This window comes from Nocardiopsis terrae (assembly GCF_014651695.1).
Classification (GTDB): Bacteria; Actinomycetota; Actinomycetes; order Streptosporangiales; family Streptosporangiaceae; genus Nocardiopsis; species Nocardiopsis terrae.
In genome coordinates this window covers 349,060-365,679 of sequence record NZ_BMXJ01000002.1, presented here as the reverse complement: position 1 = coordinate 365,679, position 16,620 = coordinate 349,060, and the positions used below count along the sequence as shown (strand labels likewise).

At 70.7% G+C, this 16,620-nt stretch carries 12 protein-coding genes; 10 read left to right on the top strand and 2 right to left on the bottom strand.

Annotated features, from left to right (window positions below; translation table 11 throughout):
• The first annotated feature begins 24 nt into the window (after positions 1-24).
• From IE195_RS05675 to IE195_RS05650, 6 genes are all read left to right on the top strand, one after another.
• Positions 25-1,377, top strand: a complete 1,353-nt coding sequence (locus IE195_RS05675; RefSeq protein WP_191268320.1) for a glycosyltransferase family 4 protein — start codon at positions 25-27, stop codon at positions 1,375-1,377.
• Positions 1,374-5,816 carry an alpha-(1->3)-arabinofuranosyltransferase gene (locus IE195_RS05670; RefSeq protein ID WP_191268319.1) on the top strand — a complete coding sequence of 1,481 codons (4,443 nt, stop codon included), beginning with the start codon at positions 1,374-1,376 and terminating at the stop codon, positions 5,814-5,816. The genes IE195_RS05675 and IE195_RS05670 overlap by 4 nt, the downstream gene beginning before the upstream one ends.
• Positions 5,813-6,889, top strand: coding sequence for a cell envelope lipid trafficking protein PgfA (gene pgfA / locus IE195_RS05665; RefSeq protein ID WP_191268318.1), 1,077 nt, complete (start codon positions 5,813-5,815; stop codon positions 6,887-6,889). The genes IE195_RS05670 and pgfA overlap by 4 nt, the downstream gene beginning before the upstream one ends.
• 10 nt (positions 6,890-6,899) lie before the next feature.
• Positions 6,900-7,754, top strand: a complete 855-nt coding sequence (locus IE195_RS05660; RefSeq protein WP_191268317.1) for an SOS response-associated peptidase — start codon at positions 6,900-6,902, stop codon at positions 7,752-7,754.
• Between the two features lie 232 nt (positions 7,755-7,986).
• Positions 7,987-9,654 carry a phosphomethylpyrimidine synthase ThiC gene (gene thiC / locus IE195_RS05655; protein ID WP_308428404.1) on the top strand — a complete coding sequence of 556 codons (1,668 nt, stop codon included), beginning with the start codon at positions 7,987-7,989 and terminating at the stop codon, positions 9,652-9,654.
• A 246-nt stretch (positions 9,655-9,900) separates the two neighbouring features.
• A complete protein-coding gene (locus tag IE195_RS05650; RefSeq protein ID WP_191268316.1) occupies positions 9,901-10,080 on the top strand; it encodes a hypothetical protein in 180 nt (59 codons plus the stop codon).
• A 90-nt stretch (positions 10,081-10,170) separates the two neighbouring features.
• Here IE195_RS05650 and IE195_RS05645 read toward each other — a convergent pair whose 3' ends face one another.
• A complete protein-coding gene (locus IE195_RS05645) occupies positions 10,171-10,989 on the bottom strand; it encodes a class I SAM-dependent methyltransferase (RefSeq protein WP_191268315.1) in 819 nt (272 codons plus the stop codon).
• 357 nt (positions 10,990-11,346) lie between these two features.
• On the opposite strand from IE195_RS05645, the gene IE195_RS05640 reads away from it, so the two are divergent.
• From IE195_RS05640 to IE195_RS05625, 4 genes are all read left to right on the top strand, one after another.
• Complete coding sequence (locus IE195_RS05640) at positions 11,347-12,021, top strand: sigma-70 family RNA polymerase sigma factor (RefSeq protein ID WP_229826093.1); 675 nt, start codon at positions 11,347-11,349, stop codon at positions 12,019-12,021.
• Positions 12,018-12,329: a mycothiol system anti-sigma-R factor gene (gene rsrA / locus IE195_RS05635; protein WP_191268313.1), complete on the top strand. Its 312-nt coding sequence runs from the start codon at positions 12,018-12,020 to the stop codon at positions 12,327-12,329. Before IE195_RS05640 ends, rsrA begins: the two co-directional genes overlap by 4 nt.
• 821 nt (positions 12,330-13,150) lie before the next feature.
• The gene (locus IE195_RS05630; protein ID WP_191268992.1) at positions 13,151-14,497 is read left to right on the top strand and encodes an HD-GYP domain-containing protein; all 1,347 of its coding nucleotides are present in this window, start codon (positions 13,151-13,153) and stop codon (positions 14,495-14,497) included.
• Positions 14,497-15,828, top strand: a complete 1,332-nt coding sequence (locus IE195_RS05625) for an HD-GYP domain-containing protein (protein WP_191268312.1) — start codon at positions 14,497-14,499, stop codon at positions 15,826-15,828. Before IE195_RS05630 ends, IE195_RS05625 begins: the two co-directional genes overlap by 1 nt.
• Before the next feature lie 27 nt (positions 15,829-15,855).
• Here IE195_RS05625 and IE195_RS05620 read toward each other — a convergent pair whose 3' ends face one another.
• Positions 15,856-16,596, bottom strand: coding sequence for a GntR family transcriptional regulator (locus tag IE195_RS05620; protein WP_013154702.1), 741 nt, complete (start codon positions 16,594-16,596; stop codon positions 15,856-15,858).
• Between the last annotated feature and the right edge of the window lie 24 nt (positions 16,597-16,620).

Sequence of the window (16,620 nt, the reverse complement as noted above, 5' to 3'; positions counted from 1 at the left end):
GGACACCGCGCGGAAGGAGTGCGTGTGGTCTTCCAGAAGGTCCCGACCCGGGTGGAGCCCGGGTACCACCCGGTAGCCCCCGCCCCGGCCGCCATCCCCGCCCCCGCCCGGGCGGAGGCCGGCGAGTCCGCAGCACCCGAACCCGTCACGGTCCCGCCCCGGACCGACCTCGGGCCCCGTCTCGACGGCGCCCGGATCGTCATGGTCAACTGGCGCGACCCCTGGCAGTCCGCCGCGGGCGGCGCCGAGGAGTACGCCTGGCGGATCAGCCGCCACCTGGCCGAACGCGGCGCCATCGTCACCTTCCTGACCAGCCGCGAACCCCACCAGGCCCGAGTCGAGACCAAGGACGGCATCGTCATCCGCCGGATGGGCGGCAAGTTCACCGTCTACCCGCGGGTGATGGCCTGGCTCACCCTGTGGAGGCGCGAATTCCACCTCGCCTTCGACTGCATGAACGGCATCCCCTTCTTCTCCAGGCTCGTCCTGCGCCGTCGCACCAGGGTCGTCAGCGTCGTCCACCACGTCCACGACCTGCAGTTCAACGCCTACTTCTGCGCGCCGCTGGCCTGGATCGGCCGGTTCGTGGAGTCGGCCGTGGCCTCCCGGGTCTACCGGAACTGCACCACCGTCACCGTCTCCGAGTCCTCCCGCGCCGCCATGCGCGACAAGCTCGGCTGGCGGGCACCCGTGGAGATCGTCCACAACGGGGGCATCGCCCCGCAGAACCCGGGCGAGGCCGCCCCCGCCGCCCCCGTCCCGGACACCGCCCCCGCCCTGGTCAGCCTCGGTCGACTCGTCGTGCAGAAGCGCGTGTCCCGGGTCGTCGACCTCGCCCGCACGCTCAGCGACGACCATCCCGGCCTGCGGGTCCACATCATCGGCCGCGGCCCCGAGGGCGAGCACCTCGCCGAGCAGGTCGGCCGGGACGGTCTCCAGGAACGGGTGGACCTGCACGGCTTCCTGACGGAGGAGGACAAGAACTCCGTCCTGGCCTCCTGCCACCTGCACGTCACCGCCTCCGAGTTCGAGGGATGGGGCCTCACCGTCATCGAGGCCGCCCGGCTCGGTGTGCCCACCGTGGCCTACGATGTGGACGGACTTCGCGATTCGGTTCGCGACGGCGAAACCGGATGGCTCGTCCGCGAGGGCGAGACCCTTCAGGACGTCGTCTCCGGGGCCCTCAAGGAACTGTCCGACCCCCGCAGGGCCGAGGAGGTCCGGCGTGCCTGCCGCGCCTGGGCGGCCCACTTCACCTGGGAGGCCAGCGGCGCCCGGATGACCCGCCTCGTCGCCGCCGAACTCGGCACCGGCGGATCCACCCGCACACCCCTTGTCACCACCGACCCCACAGCAGGCAAGAAAGCGAAGATGTGACTTCGGCGGAATCCACCGCCAGGCGCGAACCGGAGGATTCCAGAACACCGACCGCCCCCGGCGGAGTGGACGAGAAGCTGCTGGCGCGGCTCAAGGTCCTCGCGGTGTGTCTGCTCCTGGGAGCACTGGCAGCGAGCATCGACCCCGGCAGGATCGTCAGCGACACCAAGATCGACCTGACGGTCAACCCCCTGGGGTTCATGGAGCGGGCCCTCCACCTCTGGGACGCCTCCTACTTCGGCCAGCTCCAGAACCAGGCCTACGGGTACTTCTTCCCCAACGGCCCCTTCCACCTGCTGTTCGACGTGCTCGGCATGCCCGAGTGGCTCATCCAGCGCCTGTGGATGGCGGTCCTGCTCATCGCGGCCTTCGTGGGTGTCTACAAGGTCGCCGGGGCCCTGGGGTTGGGCACCGTCAACACCCGGATCCTCGCCGGCGTGGCCTACGCGCTCGCCCCGCGCGTGCTCACCCTGCTCTCCTACAACTCGGCCGAGCTCCAGCCCATGCTGCTGATGCCGTGGATCCTGCTCCCCCTGGTCCTGGGGGCCAGGCGGGGGTACTCCCCGGCACGGGCGGCGCTGCTGTCGGGTCTGGCCTTCCTCCTGTGCGGCGGCACCAACGCCGCCTCCGAGCTCGCCGTCCTCGTCGTCCCCGGCCTCTACCTGCTCACCCGGGCGAACGGCCCGCGCAAGTGGCGGCTCATCCTGTGGTGGTCGGGCGCGCTCGTCCTCGCCTCGTTCTGGTACATCGTCCCGCTGCTCATCATGTCGCGGTACGTGTACTCGTTCATGCCCTACACCGAGGACGCCGCGGTCACCACGGGGATCACCTCCCTGTTCAACTCCCTGCGCGGTACCTCCAACTGGATGGGCTTCCTGCCCGACATGGGCAACACCGCCCTGCCCTCGGGAGCCGAACTCTCCCTCACCCCCTGGCTGGTCGCGGTCACCGCGCTGGTCGCGGGGCTCGGCCTGGCCGGGCTCGTCAACCGGCGCACCCCCGAACGCCTCTTCCTCATCAGCAGCCTCCTCGTGGGAACCGCGATCATCGTCGCGGGCTTCACCGGAGCCCTCACCGGGCCCTTCGCGCCCCACATGCGCGAGCTGTTCGACGGCGCCCTCGCGCCCTTCCGCAACGTCCACAAGTTCGACGCGCTCATCCGGCTGCCGATCGTCCTCGGCCTGGCACACCTGCCCCTCGTGGTCGCCCGGGGCCGGGCCGACCGCGCCGGCCCGTCCTCGTTCACCAGGGTCAGGAGGACCGTCGCCGGGGCCTGCGCAGCGGTCTTCCTGGTCACGCTGGTCCCCATCGCCACCGTCGGCATCGCGCCCAGGGGCGGTTTCGCGGAGATCCCCGACTACTGGTACGAGGCCGTGGACTGGTTGGAGGATCGGGGCGACGAACGCGGCATGACCATGGCGCTGCCCGGTTCGGCCCGCGGGGAGTACCAGTGGGGCCGCCCCCTGGACGAGCCCCTGCAGCCCCTGTTCTCCGGCGCCTGGACCAACCACCAGATCATCCCGTGGGGCTCCTCCGGCATCTCCCGGATCAACCACGAGATCGACCAGCGGGTCTCCTCCGGGCGCGGCTCCGCGGGGCTCGCGGACACCTTCGCGCGCCTGGGCGTCACCCACCTGCTCGTCCGCAACGACCTCCAGCGCGTGGGCAACAACGGCGGCTGGCCCGCCCGCGTCCACCAGTCCCTCCAGAACTCGCCGGGCATCACCGAGGCCGCCGAGTTCGGGCCGGTGCTCGGTTCCCTGGACCACCAGTCCGCCTCCCAGTGGTTCGACCAGCCCTACCCGGCGCTGACCGTCTACGAGGTCGAGGGGGCGGCGCCCCGGGTCGGCACCGTGCCCGCCGAAGACGCGCTGCGGGTCACCGGAGGGCCCGAGTCCGTCCTGAGCCTGGCCGAACAGGGCCTGCTCAACGACGACCGGCCGATCCTCCTCGGTGACGACCCCGGTGCCGAGGAGATCGCCGCCGGGGACACGATCGTCACCGACACCGCCCGCCGCCGCGAGGTCGTCTACTCCGACGTGCGCCGCAACGTGTCGGCAACCATGACACGGGACCAGGAACTCGAACGCGAGGTCCCCGCCCCCGACATCCTGGACCCCGCGTGGGAGGAGTACGTCGCCCACGCCGAGGACCTGGGCGTCGCCGGGGTCACCGCGTCCACCTCCGAAGCGGGGGCCGAGGCCCACGCCGCCAACCGGGACCCGGGACACGCCCCCTACGCGGTCCTGGACGACGACCTCGGAACCGCCTGGCGCTCCAGCGGTTTCGCCGGGGCCCTGCGCCAGTGGATCGAGGTCGAGTTCACCGAGCCCCGGGACCTCACCGGGCTGAGCGTGGCCTTCGAGCAACTGCCCGACGAGCCGCCGCCCTCGCGGGTCACCCTCATCACCGACAACGGCCGGTCCGAGGCGGCCGTCGCCGCCACCGACGAACCGCAGGAACTCACCGCCCCGCCGGGGCGGACCACCAGACTGCGGATCCGGATCGACGAGCTCGCCTGGGAACCGGAGTTCCGCTTCGGCACCAGGGTGGGCGTCTCCTCGATCTCCGTCCCCGGGCTGGAGGCCTCCCGCACCCTCAACGTTCCCGGGCCGGCCGACGCCGGCACCTTCCTCTTCACCGGGTCTACCGGCACCGCCCCCGGCTGCATGGAGGGTTCGCACGTGTGGGTGTGCAACCCCAGGCTGGAGGTGAACGGCGAGGACGCCAACAGGCTCGACCGCACCTTCGAACTCTCCGCCGAGGCGGCCGCCTCGGCCCACCGGATCTCCGGGGAGGTGGTCCTCACCGACCCCCGCGAGGCGGAGAACGCCGCCAACCGGTCCGGCGGCCTCCCGCACGTGACCGGCTCCTCGACCGCCGTCCAGCACCCCGCTGCCATGGGCCGGGGCGCTTTCGACGACGAGGAGGGCACCGTCTGGTACCCGGACCCGGAGGAGAAGGACCCCTGGCTCGACATCGAGTTGGGCGACCCGAGGACCGTGGACCACATGAAGGTCGACTTCCCCCGGGACGACAGCGTGATGCGGCCGATCAAGGTCACGGTCGAGGGCGGCGGAACCGTTCGCGAAGGATGGCTCGACGGCAGCGGCCGGGTCGACTTCGCGCCGCTGACCGCCTCCTCCCTGCGGCTGACCTTCGAACGCCCCGAGGGGCAGGCCCTGGAGATCGGGACCGTCGAACTCCCCGGCGTCCCCGCGGTGGACGCCTCGCCCGACGGCGACGCCGCCACCACCTGCGGCCTCGGCCCCACCCTGCGGGTCAACGGTCAGCGGGTGGAGACCCGGATCAGTGACGGGACCCTCGCGGACCAGCTCGCCGGTGGCCCGCTGAACTACGAGACCTGCACCGACCTGGACCTGACCGAGGGCGGGAACCGGGTCGTCGTCGATCCCGGCAACCGGTACCAGGTGCGGTCGGCCATGGTGGAGTCCGCCGAGGAGGGTGTCGCCGACCGTCCCGAGGTCCGGATGGCCGAGGTCGGGACCCTGCACTCCTGGGGGCCTGGCGAGCGCCGTTTCGACGTGGCCGCCGACGAGGACAGCCTGCTCGTGGTGAACGAGAACTTCAACGAGGGCTGGGAGGCCCGGATCGAGGGCGGGGACGGGCCGCTGGAACCGGTCCGGCTGGAGGGTTGGAAGCAGGCCTGGCTCCTGCCCGAGGGCAGTGCCGGCACGGTCACCCTCACCTACGCCCCCGATGCCGTCTACCACCGCGTCCTCGCGGTGGGCGGGGCGCTCGCCGCGCTGCTCGTGGTCCTGGCGCTGTGGCCGCGCCGCTGGCTGCCCGGCGGGCTCCGGCTCCGCACCGGGCCTCCGACGGGCTCACGCGCCCTGCCCGGCGCGGGCCCCGGCTGGCTGCCCCGCTGGGCGGTACTGCCGCTGGGTCTGGGCTACGGCGTGTGGATCGCGGGCTGGGCCGGGGCCGCGGTGGTCGGCGTGCTCCTGCTGTCCCTGTGGTGGCTGGCGCGCCGGGCGCCCAGAAGGCTGCGCCACGCCAAGCCGGGAAGGCCCGCCATGGGCGGCCGGATACTGCCCCACCTGGCCGGGCCGTGGGTGGTCGCCGTGTCCCTGTCCCTCGCCGGTCTGGCGGCGGCCTCGGGGACGTACCTGGCCCTGCACATGCCCTTCCACGACATCACGCAGACCCTGGGGACGGCCCTGCGCGGCTGGGTCCCGCAGGCGCTGTGCCTGCCCGCTGCGGCCCGCCTCGTCCTCGCCCTGGGACAGCGCGGACCGGAGCACGAGCCGCCGCCCGCCGTGCGGCCTCCGGCCCGGGCACGCACCGGTACGGCCGACGGGGACGCGGGCAGGCCGGGCCCGCCCGCCGCCAACGGGCACGGCGGTCCCGGCCCCGGACCGGACGGGGAGCCCGGGCGGGTCGTGGCCGGGCACGGAGCAGAGGAGGCCCACAGGTGAGCACGTCCTCGAACGCGGGTGCGGCGCCCGCCCCCGGACCCCGAGGCCCGGGGGCGGGCCTGCCCAGGGGCACCCTCCTGGTCGCGGCGGGCGCGTTCCTGCTGACCCTGTCGCTGCTGCTGCCGTTCTACGTCCACGACCGGGTCGCCCCGCTCCCCGCGGACGCCTCCTTCGACCTGCGCATGGTCGACAACCGGGCCAGCTACCTGGACACCGCCTCCTGGACCCGGACGCAGGACGTCCGAGTCGAACAGGTCACCCAGGTGGAGGCCTCCGCGCACACCGGCGACTGGTCCGCCTGGGAGATGACGGTGAACACCTCCGCCCCCGACCGGGTCATCGACTACTGGAGCCGCCGCGTCATCGTGCACCGGGAGACCGGCCGCGCGGTCAACTGCTGTGGTGAGCATGTCAACGGCGACCACGCGGTACGCCAGGCCGGTCTGGTCCTGTACTGGCCGCCCGGGGCGGCCGAGAGCGGACACTCCTTCTACGACGCCGAGGTGCGTTCGGCCCCCTCGGTCGAGTTCGAGGGGGACGACGAGGTCGCCGGTGTGGCGGTGCGCCGCTACACCCAGAACCTCGACGCGACCCAGGTCCCGGACTCCGCACGGGAGGTCCCCGCGGCACTCTTCGACCCCGGCGCCGAGGGCACGGCGACCGCGACACGCTGGCTGCGGGTGCGGAGGACGTTCTGGGTCGAACCGGTCACCGGCATGGTGGTCAACATCGAGGAGGACAGGTCCGAGACCCTGCGTCCACAGAACGGTTCCGGTGAGACGGCCCTGCTCGACGCCGAACTCGCCCTGGCCGACGGGCAGGTCTCCGCCTACGCGGAGCAGGCCCGGGTGCGTTCGCTGCTGCTCCGGGCCCTGGACGTCTGGGCCCCCCGGGTCCTGGGCCCGCTCGGTGCGCTCGCCGTGTTCGCCGGGTTGTTCCAGGCATGGCGGTCCCGCCCCCGGGCCGGGGGCGGGACCGCGGGGGTCGGAGAGCCGGTAGGAACCGCGGCGCGCGCGACCCGGACGGGGGGAGAGGCTGTGGAGAACCGGGAGCGGCGGGCACCCGCACCGTAGAATCGGACCCATGTGCGGTCGATATGCCCAGTCCAGGAACGTGCACCAGTTGCAGCTCGCCTTCGGCCTGCCGGAACAGGCGATCGGGGAGGAAGAGGACCCGCGGGCCTGGCCGCCGTTGGAGGAGCTGGAGCCCGACTACAACATCTCGCCGGGAAGACCCGTCCACGCCGTGCTCGGACCGCCGCCGCAGGGCGCTGACGAGGGTCCGACGGGCCCGCGTTCCCTGCACACGATGCGCTGGGGGCTCGTGCCCTCCTGGGCCAAGGACCGCAACATCGGCTACCGGATGATCAACGCCCGGAGCGAGACGGTGGCGGACAAGCCCGCCTTCCGCACGGCCTACCGGCGCCGCCGCTGCCTGCTTCCCGCCGACGCCTACTACGAGTGGCAGTTGCTCAACAGGGACGGCACCGCCCAGGCCAGCACCTCACCCGTCACCGACCCCGAGCACCGCAGACGCAAGGCCAAGGCGGCCAAGAAGCCCTTCTCCATCCACTACTCCGACGCGGAGCCCCTCGCCCTGGCCGGGATCTTCGAGCGCTGGCGCGACCCCGAGGTCCAGGACGAGAGCGACCCCGCCGCCTGGTTGTGGTCCTGCGCGGTCATCACCACCGAGGCCGCCCCCGAACTCGCCCACATCCACGAACGCATGCCCGTCGTGGTGCCCGCCGAGGGCTGGTCCGCCTGGCTCGACCCGAGGTCGGGCCCCGACGACCTGGCCCACCTGCTGGGGGAGACCCCGGTGGACAGGTTCGAGGTCGACGAGGTCTCCACCGACGTCAACAGCATCAAGAACAATCGGCCCGACCTGCTGGAACCCGTCGGGGACACCGGACCGGACCAGCCGGAGACACTTTTCTGACCCCTGAGGAGGCTGGACAGGCCCGGGGACGTCCTGTGTATGGTGTGCGAGGCCACAGGGGAGTGCTTCCCCGGGCTGGGGACACCGTGATCGAGGTGTCCCGGCACATTCGACGTGCACACATGTGAATACGCAACGCGGGAGCTCGCGCCATGGCGGGCTGAGAGGGCGACTCAAGGGTGCCGCCGACCGCAGAACCTGTTCGGGTAATTCCGACGTAGGGAGGCATGCCATGACGGCTCTTGACGGTCGTGAGGTTTCCACCGCCGACGAGCACCGGGTGACCACCGGTCCCATCATGGGATCACGGAAGGTCCACCGGGAGATCGACACCCCCGAAGGTCTCACGCTCCGCGTCCCCGCACGCCGGGTGGAACTCAGCAACGGCAGCCACTTCGATCTGTACGACACCTCTGGCCCGTACACCGACGACACCGCGGACATCGACGTCCACCGGGGTCTGCCCAGGACCCGTGAGGCCTGGGCCCTGGACCCCGTGAACGGATCGGTCAGCCAGCTGGCCTACGCCAAGGCCGGGATCACCACTCCCGAGATGCGCTTCGTGGCCGCCCGCGAGGGCATGGACCCCGAGTTCGTCCGCGAGGAGGTGGCGATCGGCCGCGCGGTCATCCCGGTCAACCGCAACCACCCCGAGTCCGAGCCGACCATCATCGGCAAGAACTTCCTGGTCAAGATCAACGCCAACATCGGCAACTCCGCGGTCACCTCCTCGGTGCCCGAAGAGGTCGAGAAGATGGTGTGGGCCACCCGTTGGGGCGGCGACACCGTGATGGACCTGTCCACCGGCAAGCGCATCCACGAGACCCGCGAACGCATCATCCGCAACTCCCCGGTACCCATCGGTACCGTCCCCATCTACCAGGCACTGGAGAAGGTCGACGGCGACCCCACCCGGCTCAGCTGGGAGATCTACCGCGAGACCATCATCGAACAGGCCGAACAGGGCGTGGACTACATGACCGTCCACGCGGGCGTCCTGTTGCGGTACGTGCCGCTGGCCGCCCGCCGCGTCACCGGGATCGTCTCGCGCGGCGGCTCCATCATGGCCGCCTGGTGCCTGGCCCACCACCGGGAGAGCTTCCTCTACACCCACTACGAGGAACTCTGCGAGATCTTCCGCCGGTACGACATCACCTTCTCCCTCGGTGACGGCCTGCGGCCCGGTTCCATCGCCGACGCCAACGACGAGGCCCAGTTCGCCGAACTGCGCACCCTGGGGGAGCTCACGCACATCGCCCGCTCCCACGACGTACAGGTGATGATCGAGGGCCCCGGCCACGTGCCGATGGACAAGATCAAGGAGAACGTGCGCCTGGAGGAGGAACTGTGCGGTGAGGCGCCGTTCTACACGCTCGGCCCCCTGGCCACGGACGTCGCCCCCGGATACGACCACATCACCTCCGCGATCGGCGCCGCCCAGATCGGCTGGTACGGCACCGCGATGCTCTGCTACGTCACCCCCAAGGAGCACCTGGGCCTGCCCAACCGGGACGACGTCAAGACCGGCGTCATCACCTACAAGCTCGCCGCCCACGCCGCCGACGTCGCCAAGGGGCACCCCGGGGCGCAGGCCTGGGACGACGAGCTGTCCAAGGCGCGCTTCGAGTTCCGCTGGCAGGACCAGTTCCACCTGTCCCTGGACCCCGAGACCGCCCAGTCCTTCCACGACGAGACCCTCCCCGCCGAACCCGCCAAGACCGCGCACTTCTGTTCCATGTGCGGGCCCAAGTTCTGCTCGATGAAGATCTCCCAGGACGTGCGCAGATACGCCGAGGAGAACGGCCTGGACACCGTCGAGGCGATCGAGAAGGGCATGGCCGACAAGTCCGCGGAGTTCGCCGAGGGCGGCAACCGCGTCTACCTGCCACTGGCTGACTGACCGGAAGCGGCTCCGTTACCTGCGGGCCCGCAGGTAACGGAGCCCCCGGGTGCCGGATCCCCCGGACCCGTGCCCGGGCGGGCCTCCCCCTCAAGAGAGGTCCGTATGGACTTCCTCCTCCGCGATGCCGCCATGACCCCGGCCTGGCGCTGCTCGGCGTGCCCGTGCTGCTGTCCATGGCCGCAGTGACTACTTCGCCCGGTGGGTCCGCCTCGTGGCGGGGGCGCACCTCTTCCCGCTAGCCCCGTGCTGGCCAACCCGGTGCTGTGTGTGCTGGGGGCGTGGCTGACCGTGTGGCCCTTCCTCGCGGTTCGCTGGGCCCACCGCCAGGACCTGGCTCCCGGCTTCACCACCGGCGCGGGCGCGGGCCCCGCCCTGCTGCTGGTCGCCCTGCCCGCCGCCGCTGCCCTCCTCACCGGGGTGTGAACGGAGGGCCTCCTCCGTCCCGTACCGCGGTGCCGCGGCCCCGCGGCGGGCCCGTCGTCCGCACCGCACCCGGGCGAGGGGCGACGGGCCTCAGCGAGGCTTGTGGGCGCTGGCCACCAGGTGGACTCCGACGTAGTCGTCGGAGTCGGCCGCGTGCAGTTCCATCTCCACCAGCCGCCCCATCGAGCGGGGGTCGCGGGCCAGCATCATCTCCACGGTGGAGGCCGACAGCACCGTACGCGGCTTGATCCACTCCAGTTCGAGCCCGGCCTCGGTGACCATCTCGGTGAGCTGTTCGGCGGTGAAGCAACGGGTGATGGAGCCGTCCGGCCAGGGGACGAGGAGCACGTCCGCGCTGGGAGCGTGGCTCAGTTCGGGCCAGTAGTCCTGTTCCGCCAGTAGCGCCATGCCCAGTACCACCGAGTCCACGCAGACCAGGATCCGGCCGCCCGGACGCAGGACCCGCGCGACCTCCGCCATCGACGACTCGGTCGCCAGTTGCCGCGAGAACACCCGGTTGTCGGCGATCACCCCGTCGAAGGAGCCGGGCGCGAAGCTGCGCAGGAAGGCGGAGTCGCCGACGACGTGGCGGAGCCGCCCCCTGCTGGCGGGACGCGGGACCGTGGCCCGCCCGTTCACCAGGGTGAGGGGGCGCATCGCCATGTCCGCGGAGGGCAGCAGGGTGACGACGTCGTGTCCGGCGGCCACGGCGCGGGGGGTCCCGTGGAAGTCGGGGCTGGACAGGTCGAGCAGGCGGGAGGGCGCGGCCGGGAGCCACCGGCTGATCTGCGCCTCCGCGACCGCCCAGTAGAACCGCCAGTAGTCCGAGAGTCGGTCGGTGGTGGCGAACTGCGCCGCGGGCGATCGGGGGCGGTCGGAGGCCGGAGTCGGGGACGGTCGCACGTGCACTCCTCTCCCATCCTTCAAGGTTTCTACCCGCACTCTGCCATGCCTCACCTTCACCGACCGGGCCAAACGACAAAGTTCGGCCGCGGAGGGGGCCTTGGTCCCCGGTACGGGCGGAATCAGCTCGCGGAGGACGTTGTTGTCACCAGCACCGTCCGAGGAGCAGATGCCCGGAGGGTGTTCGCGACACGAGGACAGGGAAGGGGCTGGGTTCGGAGCATGCCGACCGCTGGAGCGTGCCTTGAGCGCGGGGAAGCGGTGTCGACGCCACGCGACACCGGTGCGCAGGTCCTGGCTGTGGGGCCGTATCGTTGGGATATGGACGCCCCACCCGGGACCAGCGCGAGGAGGCCGAAGGGCTTGGATCAGAGCCAGGAGACAGCCGAGGAACGGGACGAGCGGTTCGAGAGGGACGTGCTCCCCTTCCTCGACCAGCTCTACTCGGCGGCACTGCGTATGACCCGCAACCCCGCCGACGCCGAGGATCTGGTCCAGGAGACCTTCGCCAAGGCGTTCGGTTCCTTCCACCAGTTCAAGGCGGGGACCAACCTCAAGGCGTGGTTGTACCGCATCCTCACGAACACCTTCATCAACTCCTACCGCAAGAAACAGCGGGAGCCGAAGCAGGCCGGGACCGAGGACGTCGAGGACTGGCAGTTGGCGCAGGCCGCCTCGCACACGGCGGCGGGGCTGAAGTCGGCCGAGGCGGAGGCGCTCGAACACCTCCCCGACAGCGACGTCAAGCGGGCCCTGCAGGAGTTGCCCGAGGACTTCCGGATCGCGGTGTACCTCGCCGACGTCGAGGGCTTCGCCTACAAGGAGGTCGCCGAGATCATGGGTACCCCGATCGGAACGGTGATGTCCCGTCTCCACCGGGGCCGGCGCCAGCTTCGCTCCCATCTGGAGGAGTACGCGGTGGACCGTGGTTTCCTCCCCTCCGAGAGAGCGGCCGAGACCGCCGGGGCCGTCGCCTCGGGAACGCCGGCCGGGAGCCGGGCACAGGTGAGTGGGTCGGATCGAGGAGATCTGCGATGAGCGGCGGCCACGACAAAGCGGAGACGGACACCCCGTGCAGCGAGGTGCTCGGCAAGCTCTACACCTACATCGACGGTGAGCTTGAGGAGGGCAACTGCGCGGAGGTCAGGGAGCACCTGGACGGATGCAGTCCGTGCCTGGACGAGTACGGCCTGGAGGAGGCCGTGAAGAAGCTCGTCGCCAAGCACTGCGGTTGCGATCCGGTCCCGCTGGACCTGCGCGACAAGGTCCTCGGGCGCCTGGCTGAGGCGCGTAACGAGCAGTTGGCCCGTGAGGCCAGGGCCGAGTCCCCCGGAACGCCCGCCTGAGCTCCGGCTGAGGGACGGGCCGCCGCGGGCGGATCGAAACAGGGTGGCGAGAGCTGGAATTCCAGCTCTCGCCACTTTTTGTGTGTTCGGTGAATGTTCTTGTGGTCTGCTGTCTTATGGTCCATTTGTGTGGTTTTGTGCAAAGGGGCCGGTTGCTCTCCTTCGTTACGGGGGTTTTGGTCATCGGGGCGCCCCCTGGGTGGTTCTCGGCGGGTTCGACACGCCCGGTCTTGGGAATCGGTTTTCGGTCGTGACCGACTCGGAATAAATTTCCTCGTCCTTCGCTGCGCCCGTTTCGCTTGGTAACTAACAGTAGTCATGGCTGATGGCTATCGGGGTGGGGTGTTACGGGATCTCCCGAAGGAAGGGGAGTCCCTGGGGGGTGCTTTGTGGGGTGTTGTAACTCTGAGTAGTGGTAATCAATTGCTAATTGAATTAGTAATTCCACGCTTCGGAACTTGGTCCCCCTGTCGGTGCCCGGGGTGACACCGGTTCGGGTCGGGGGTAATCAGGAAGGTGTCATGGCCCGTTAAACTGGACTCCTTATCCAACGAATGAGGTAATTTGCGCGGCGTGCTCGGTGGATGAGGGGGCCGCCGCCGTGGGGAGAAGGGGACAACGATGTTCGTCAGCGTGTTCGGTGCCATGATGGCTGCTGTTTTGATGGCTTCCACTTTTACCGGATGGTCTTGGTGGTAGAACAGAACCGGTGAAACCATGACAGGCCGGTCGTCGTCGGCGGGGGGTGAACGGGGGTGCGGGCTCTTCCTTGGGGCGCGCGTGTCTACGTCGGAATCATCGTTGTCAGTGCTGTCGCCATCGTGCTCATCGGTCCTTACACGGGTATCGATCTGGGGACCCTGGTGCTCATCGCGGTTCTCTTCGTCGTCGCGGAGTCGATAAGCACGCACGTCGTCGTCGACGTCAAGGAAGCCGGAATCTCACCGAGTTCGGCGGTGGCTCTCGCCGCCGTCGTCCTGGTGGGGCCGGTCGGCGCCGCGGTGGTCGGGTTCTCCTCCTGTCTGGCGGTACGCAGACAGGGCCCGGTCAAACGGGCCTTCAACGGAGCGCAGTTCGCACTGGCGGCCTACACGGCCGGACACGTCTATCTCCTGCTCGGCGGCACCGTCGGAGTGCCGGGTCAGTCGGACTTCCCCGGCATCGTGCTCCCGTACGTCGCCGCGGTCCTGACGCACACACTGCTCAACTCGGTGCTCATCGGCGTTCTCATGTGGTGCCTGGACGTCACCCGGCCGACCGGGCCCGGGCCCGTGCGCTGGCGTCCGCTGATCGTCCTGGAGGTCGCCTCCGTCGGCTACCAGATGCTCGGCCTGGCGATCGCGGCGATCTGGGGGGCGGTGGGGATCATCGCCCCGCTCCTGGTCCTGATACCGCTGTTCATCGCAAGGTGGGTCTTCGGCCAGCAGACCGCCGAGGCGCGGGCGCACGAGGCCACCCTGGCCACCCTGTGCCAGGCGGTGGAGACCAAGGACTACTACACCCGGGGCCACTGCATGCGGGTGGCCGAGGGATCCGCCATGATCGCCGCGGAGCTGGGGATGCCCGCCGAACGGGTACAGAAGATCCGGTACGCGGGCATGCTGCACGACATCGGCAAACTCGGCGTGCCCACCAAGGTGCTGCAGAAGAACGGGAAGCTCACCGACGACGAGTACGCCGCGATCAAGCTGCACCCCACGCGCGGTTACGAGATCGTTCGTGAGATCAGCTTCCTCGACGAGGCACTGGCGGGGATCCGGCACCACCACGAGCGCCTCGACGGACGTGGTTACCCGATGGGACTGCTCGGAATGGAGATCCCCGAGTCCGCCCGGATCATCAGTGTGGCCGACGTCTTCGACTGCCTGACCTCCACGCGGTCCTACCGCAGGGCCTGGTCGGTCGAGGCCGCCATCGCCGAACTCCGGCGCTGCGCGGGAAGCCAGTTCGACCCGAGGATGGTCGAGGCCCTGGTCCGGGCCGTCTCCCGCGAGGGATGGCAGACCCCGGACATCGCCGAGCCGCCCGGCGGGCGTTACTGCGCGACCGAGGACCCCGAGCCCGACGGTCCGAGCGCTCCGGTGCCCGCCCCCTCGGACCCGGAGAGGACGGTACCGGTGGCGGAGTCCACGTCGGCCGGAGCGGTGACGGGTGGTCAGGACCGGTGATGACGCAGAAGCAGCCGGACAGTTCCGTCCCCGCCGGACCCGGGTCCGGCGGGCCGGAGGGCGGCGCGCTCAGCCACCAGCGTTCCGGTGAGCCGCTCTGGCGCACTCCACGGCCCCTCCGGGCGCTCCTGGTCGGCGGGGTGGGCGCTGCCGCCCTGGCGGCACTGGTGTTCACGGCCGCCACCGGGTTCGCCGACCCCTTCGTGGCGCTGGCCTTCTGTCTGGTGATCGCCGGCGGCGAGCTGGCCAGGATCACGCTGCCCGGCCATCGGGAGTCCGCCCCGATCGCCCTGGCCGGGGCGATCGCCTACGCGTTCCTACCCAGCCTGGGCGGAGAGCCGGTACAGCACACCGTCTGGCAGGTGACGGCGGTGGTCGCCCTGGGGGTGGCCTTGGGCGAACTGCCGCACGTGGCGGTGGGACGCAGCCCCCGGCTGGAGGACGTCGCTCGCAGGGTGCTCACGGCACTCCTGCTCGCCGCGGCGTTCCGGCCGCTGGTGGAGTCGCTGTCGTTGACCGGTCCCTCGGTCGTCGTCGCCCTGCTCATGACGGCTCTGGTGGCGGTGGCCTGGGTGCTGGACGTGGCGGTCTCCGCGGTGCTGCGCGCCGAGCGGCTCCGCACCCGGCTGCGGGTGGCGATGCGCGACGAGACCCTGGCACAGGTCGCCACGGGCGGGGCGATCGCTTCCAGCGGTGTGCTCATCGCGCTGGCCTGCACGGTGACGGGGCTGGTGGGCCTGTTGGTGTTCACCGCCCCCCTCCTGGTGTCCCAGGTGGCCTTCCGCAGGCACTCCGAGGTCCGGCGCACCTACCTGGAGACGGTCCGGGCGCTGTCCCGCGTCACCGAGGTGGGCGGTTACGTGGAGAACGGACACTCACGCCGGGTCAGCCAGCTCTCCCACGGGATCGCCTGCGAACTGGGGCTGGCCGAGGCGGAGCTGCTGGAACTGGAGTACGCGGCCCTGATGCACGACATCGGCCAGCTCTCGCTCCGCGAGCCCATAGCGGGCGGGGCGACCGTGCTGGCCTCGCCGAGGGAGCAGCGCCGGATAGCGGAACTGGGCTCGGCGATCATCCGGGAGACCGGGGTGCTGGACAACGTCGCGGAGATGGTCCGCCGCCAGTGCGAGCCCCTGGCGGGGGACGGTGACGAGGGGGTGCCCCCGCTGGGCAGCCGGATCATCAAGGTCGCCAACGCCTTCGACGACCTGGTCGGTGAGAACGGCGACGCCGAGCGCAGGGCCGCCGTCGTCGAGCGCCTGCGCATGGACACCGCCAGCGAGTACGACCCCCGCGTGGTGGACGCCCTGGCCAGCGTGCTCGCCCGCTGACCGGTACGCCGCCCGGGGGCGCGGTGCTCAGTCCCGGGGCGGACGCAGGCGGGTGACGAACTTGTACCTGTCACCGCGGTAGAGCGAGCGGACCCACTCCACCGGGTGGCCGTCGCCGTCGAAGCTGTGCTGGCAGTGCAGGACCAGGGGCAGGCCCACGTCCACCCCCAGCAGCCGCGCCTCGTTCGGGGTGGCCAGGACCGTCTCGATCGACGCCTCCGCCTCTGCGAGGGAGACGTCGTAGGCGCTCGCCAGGGCCTCGTAGAGCGACGCGTAGCGGTCGAGCTGCCTACGGAGTCCGGGGAAGCGCCGTGCGGCCAGGTGGGCCGTTTCCACGGCCATGGGTTCACCGTTGGCGAGGCGGAGCCGCTCGATCCGCAGCACGCGGCCGCCGGAACGGATCGCCAGCAGTTCGGCGAGCTGGTCGTCGGCGTTGATGTAGCTGACGTCCAGGATGCGCGTGGCCGGGTGCAGGCCGTGCGCCCGCATCTCCTGCGTGTAACTGGTCAGTTGGAGGACCTGGGCGACCTTCGGCTTGGCGACGAACGTCCCCTTGCCCTGGATGCGCAGCAGCCGCCCCTCCACGACCATCTCGGTCAGGGCCTGGCGCACCGTGGTGCGCGAGGTGCCGAACTGGGTGGCCAGAGCACGCTCCGGCGGGACCGGGTTCCCGGCCGGCATCGCCTCGATCAGCTCCAGCAGCTGCTTCTTGACCTGGTAGTACTTCGGCACCCGGGGGTTGCCGTCCAGTGTGCGCTGCCCAGTCATCAGTCTCCTCCGCCGCGTCCCGCG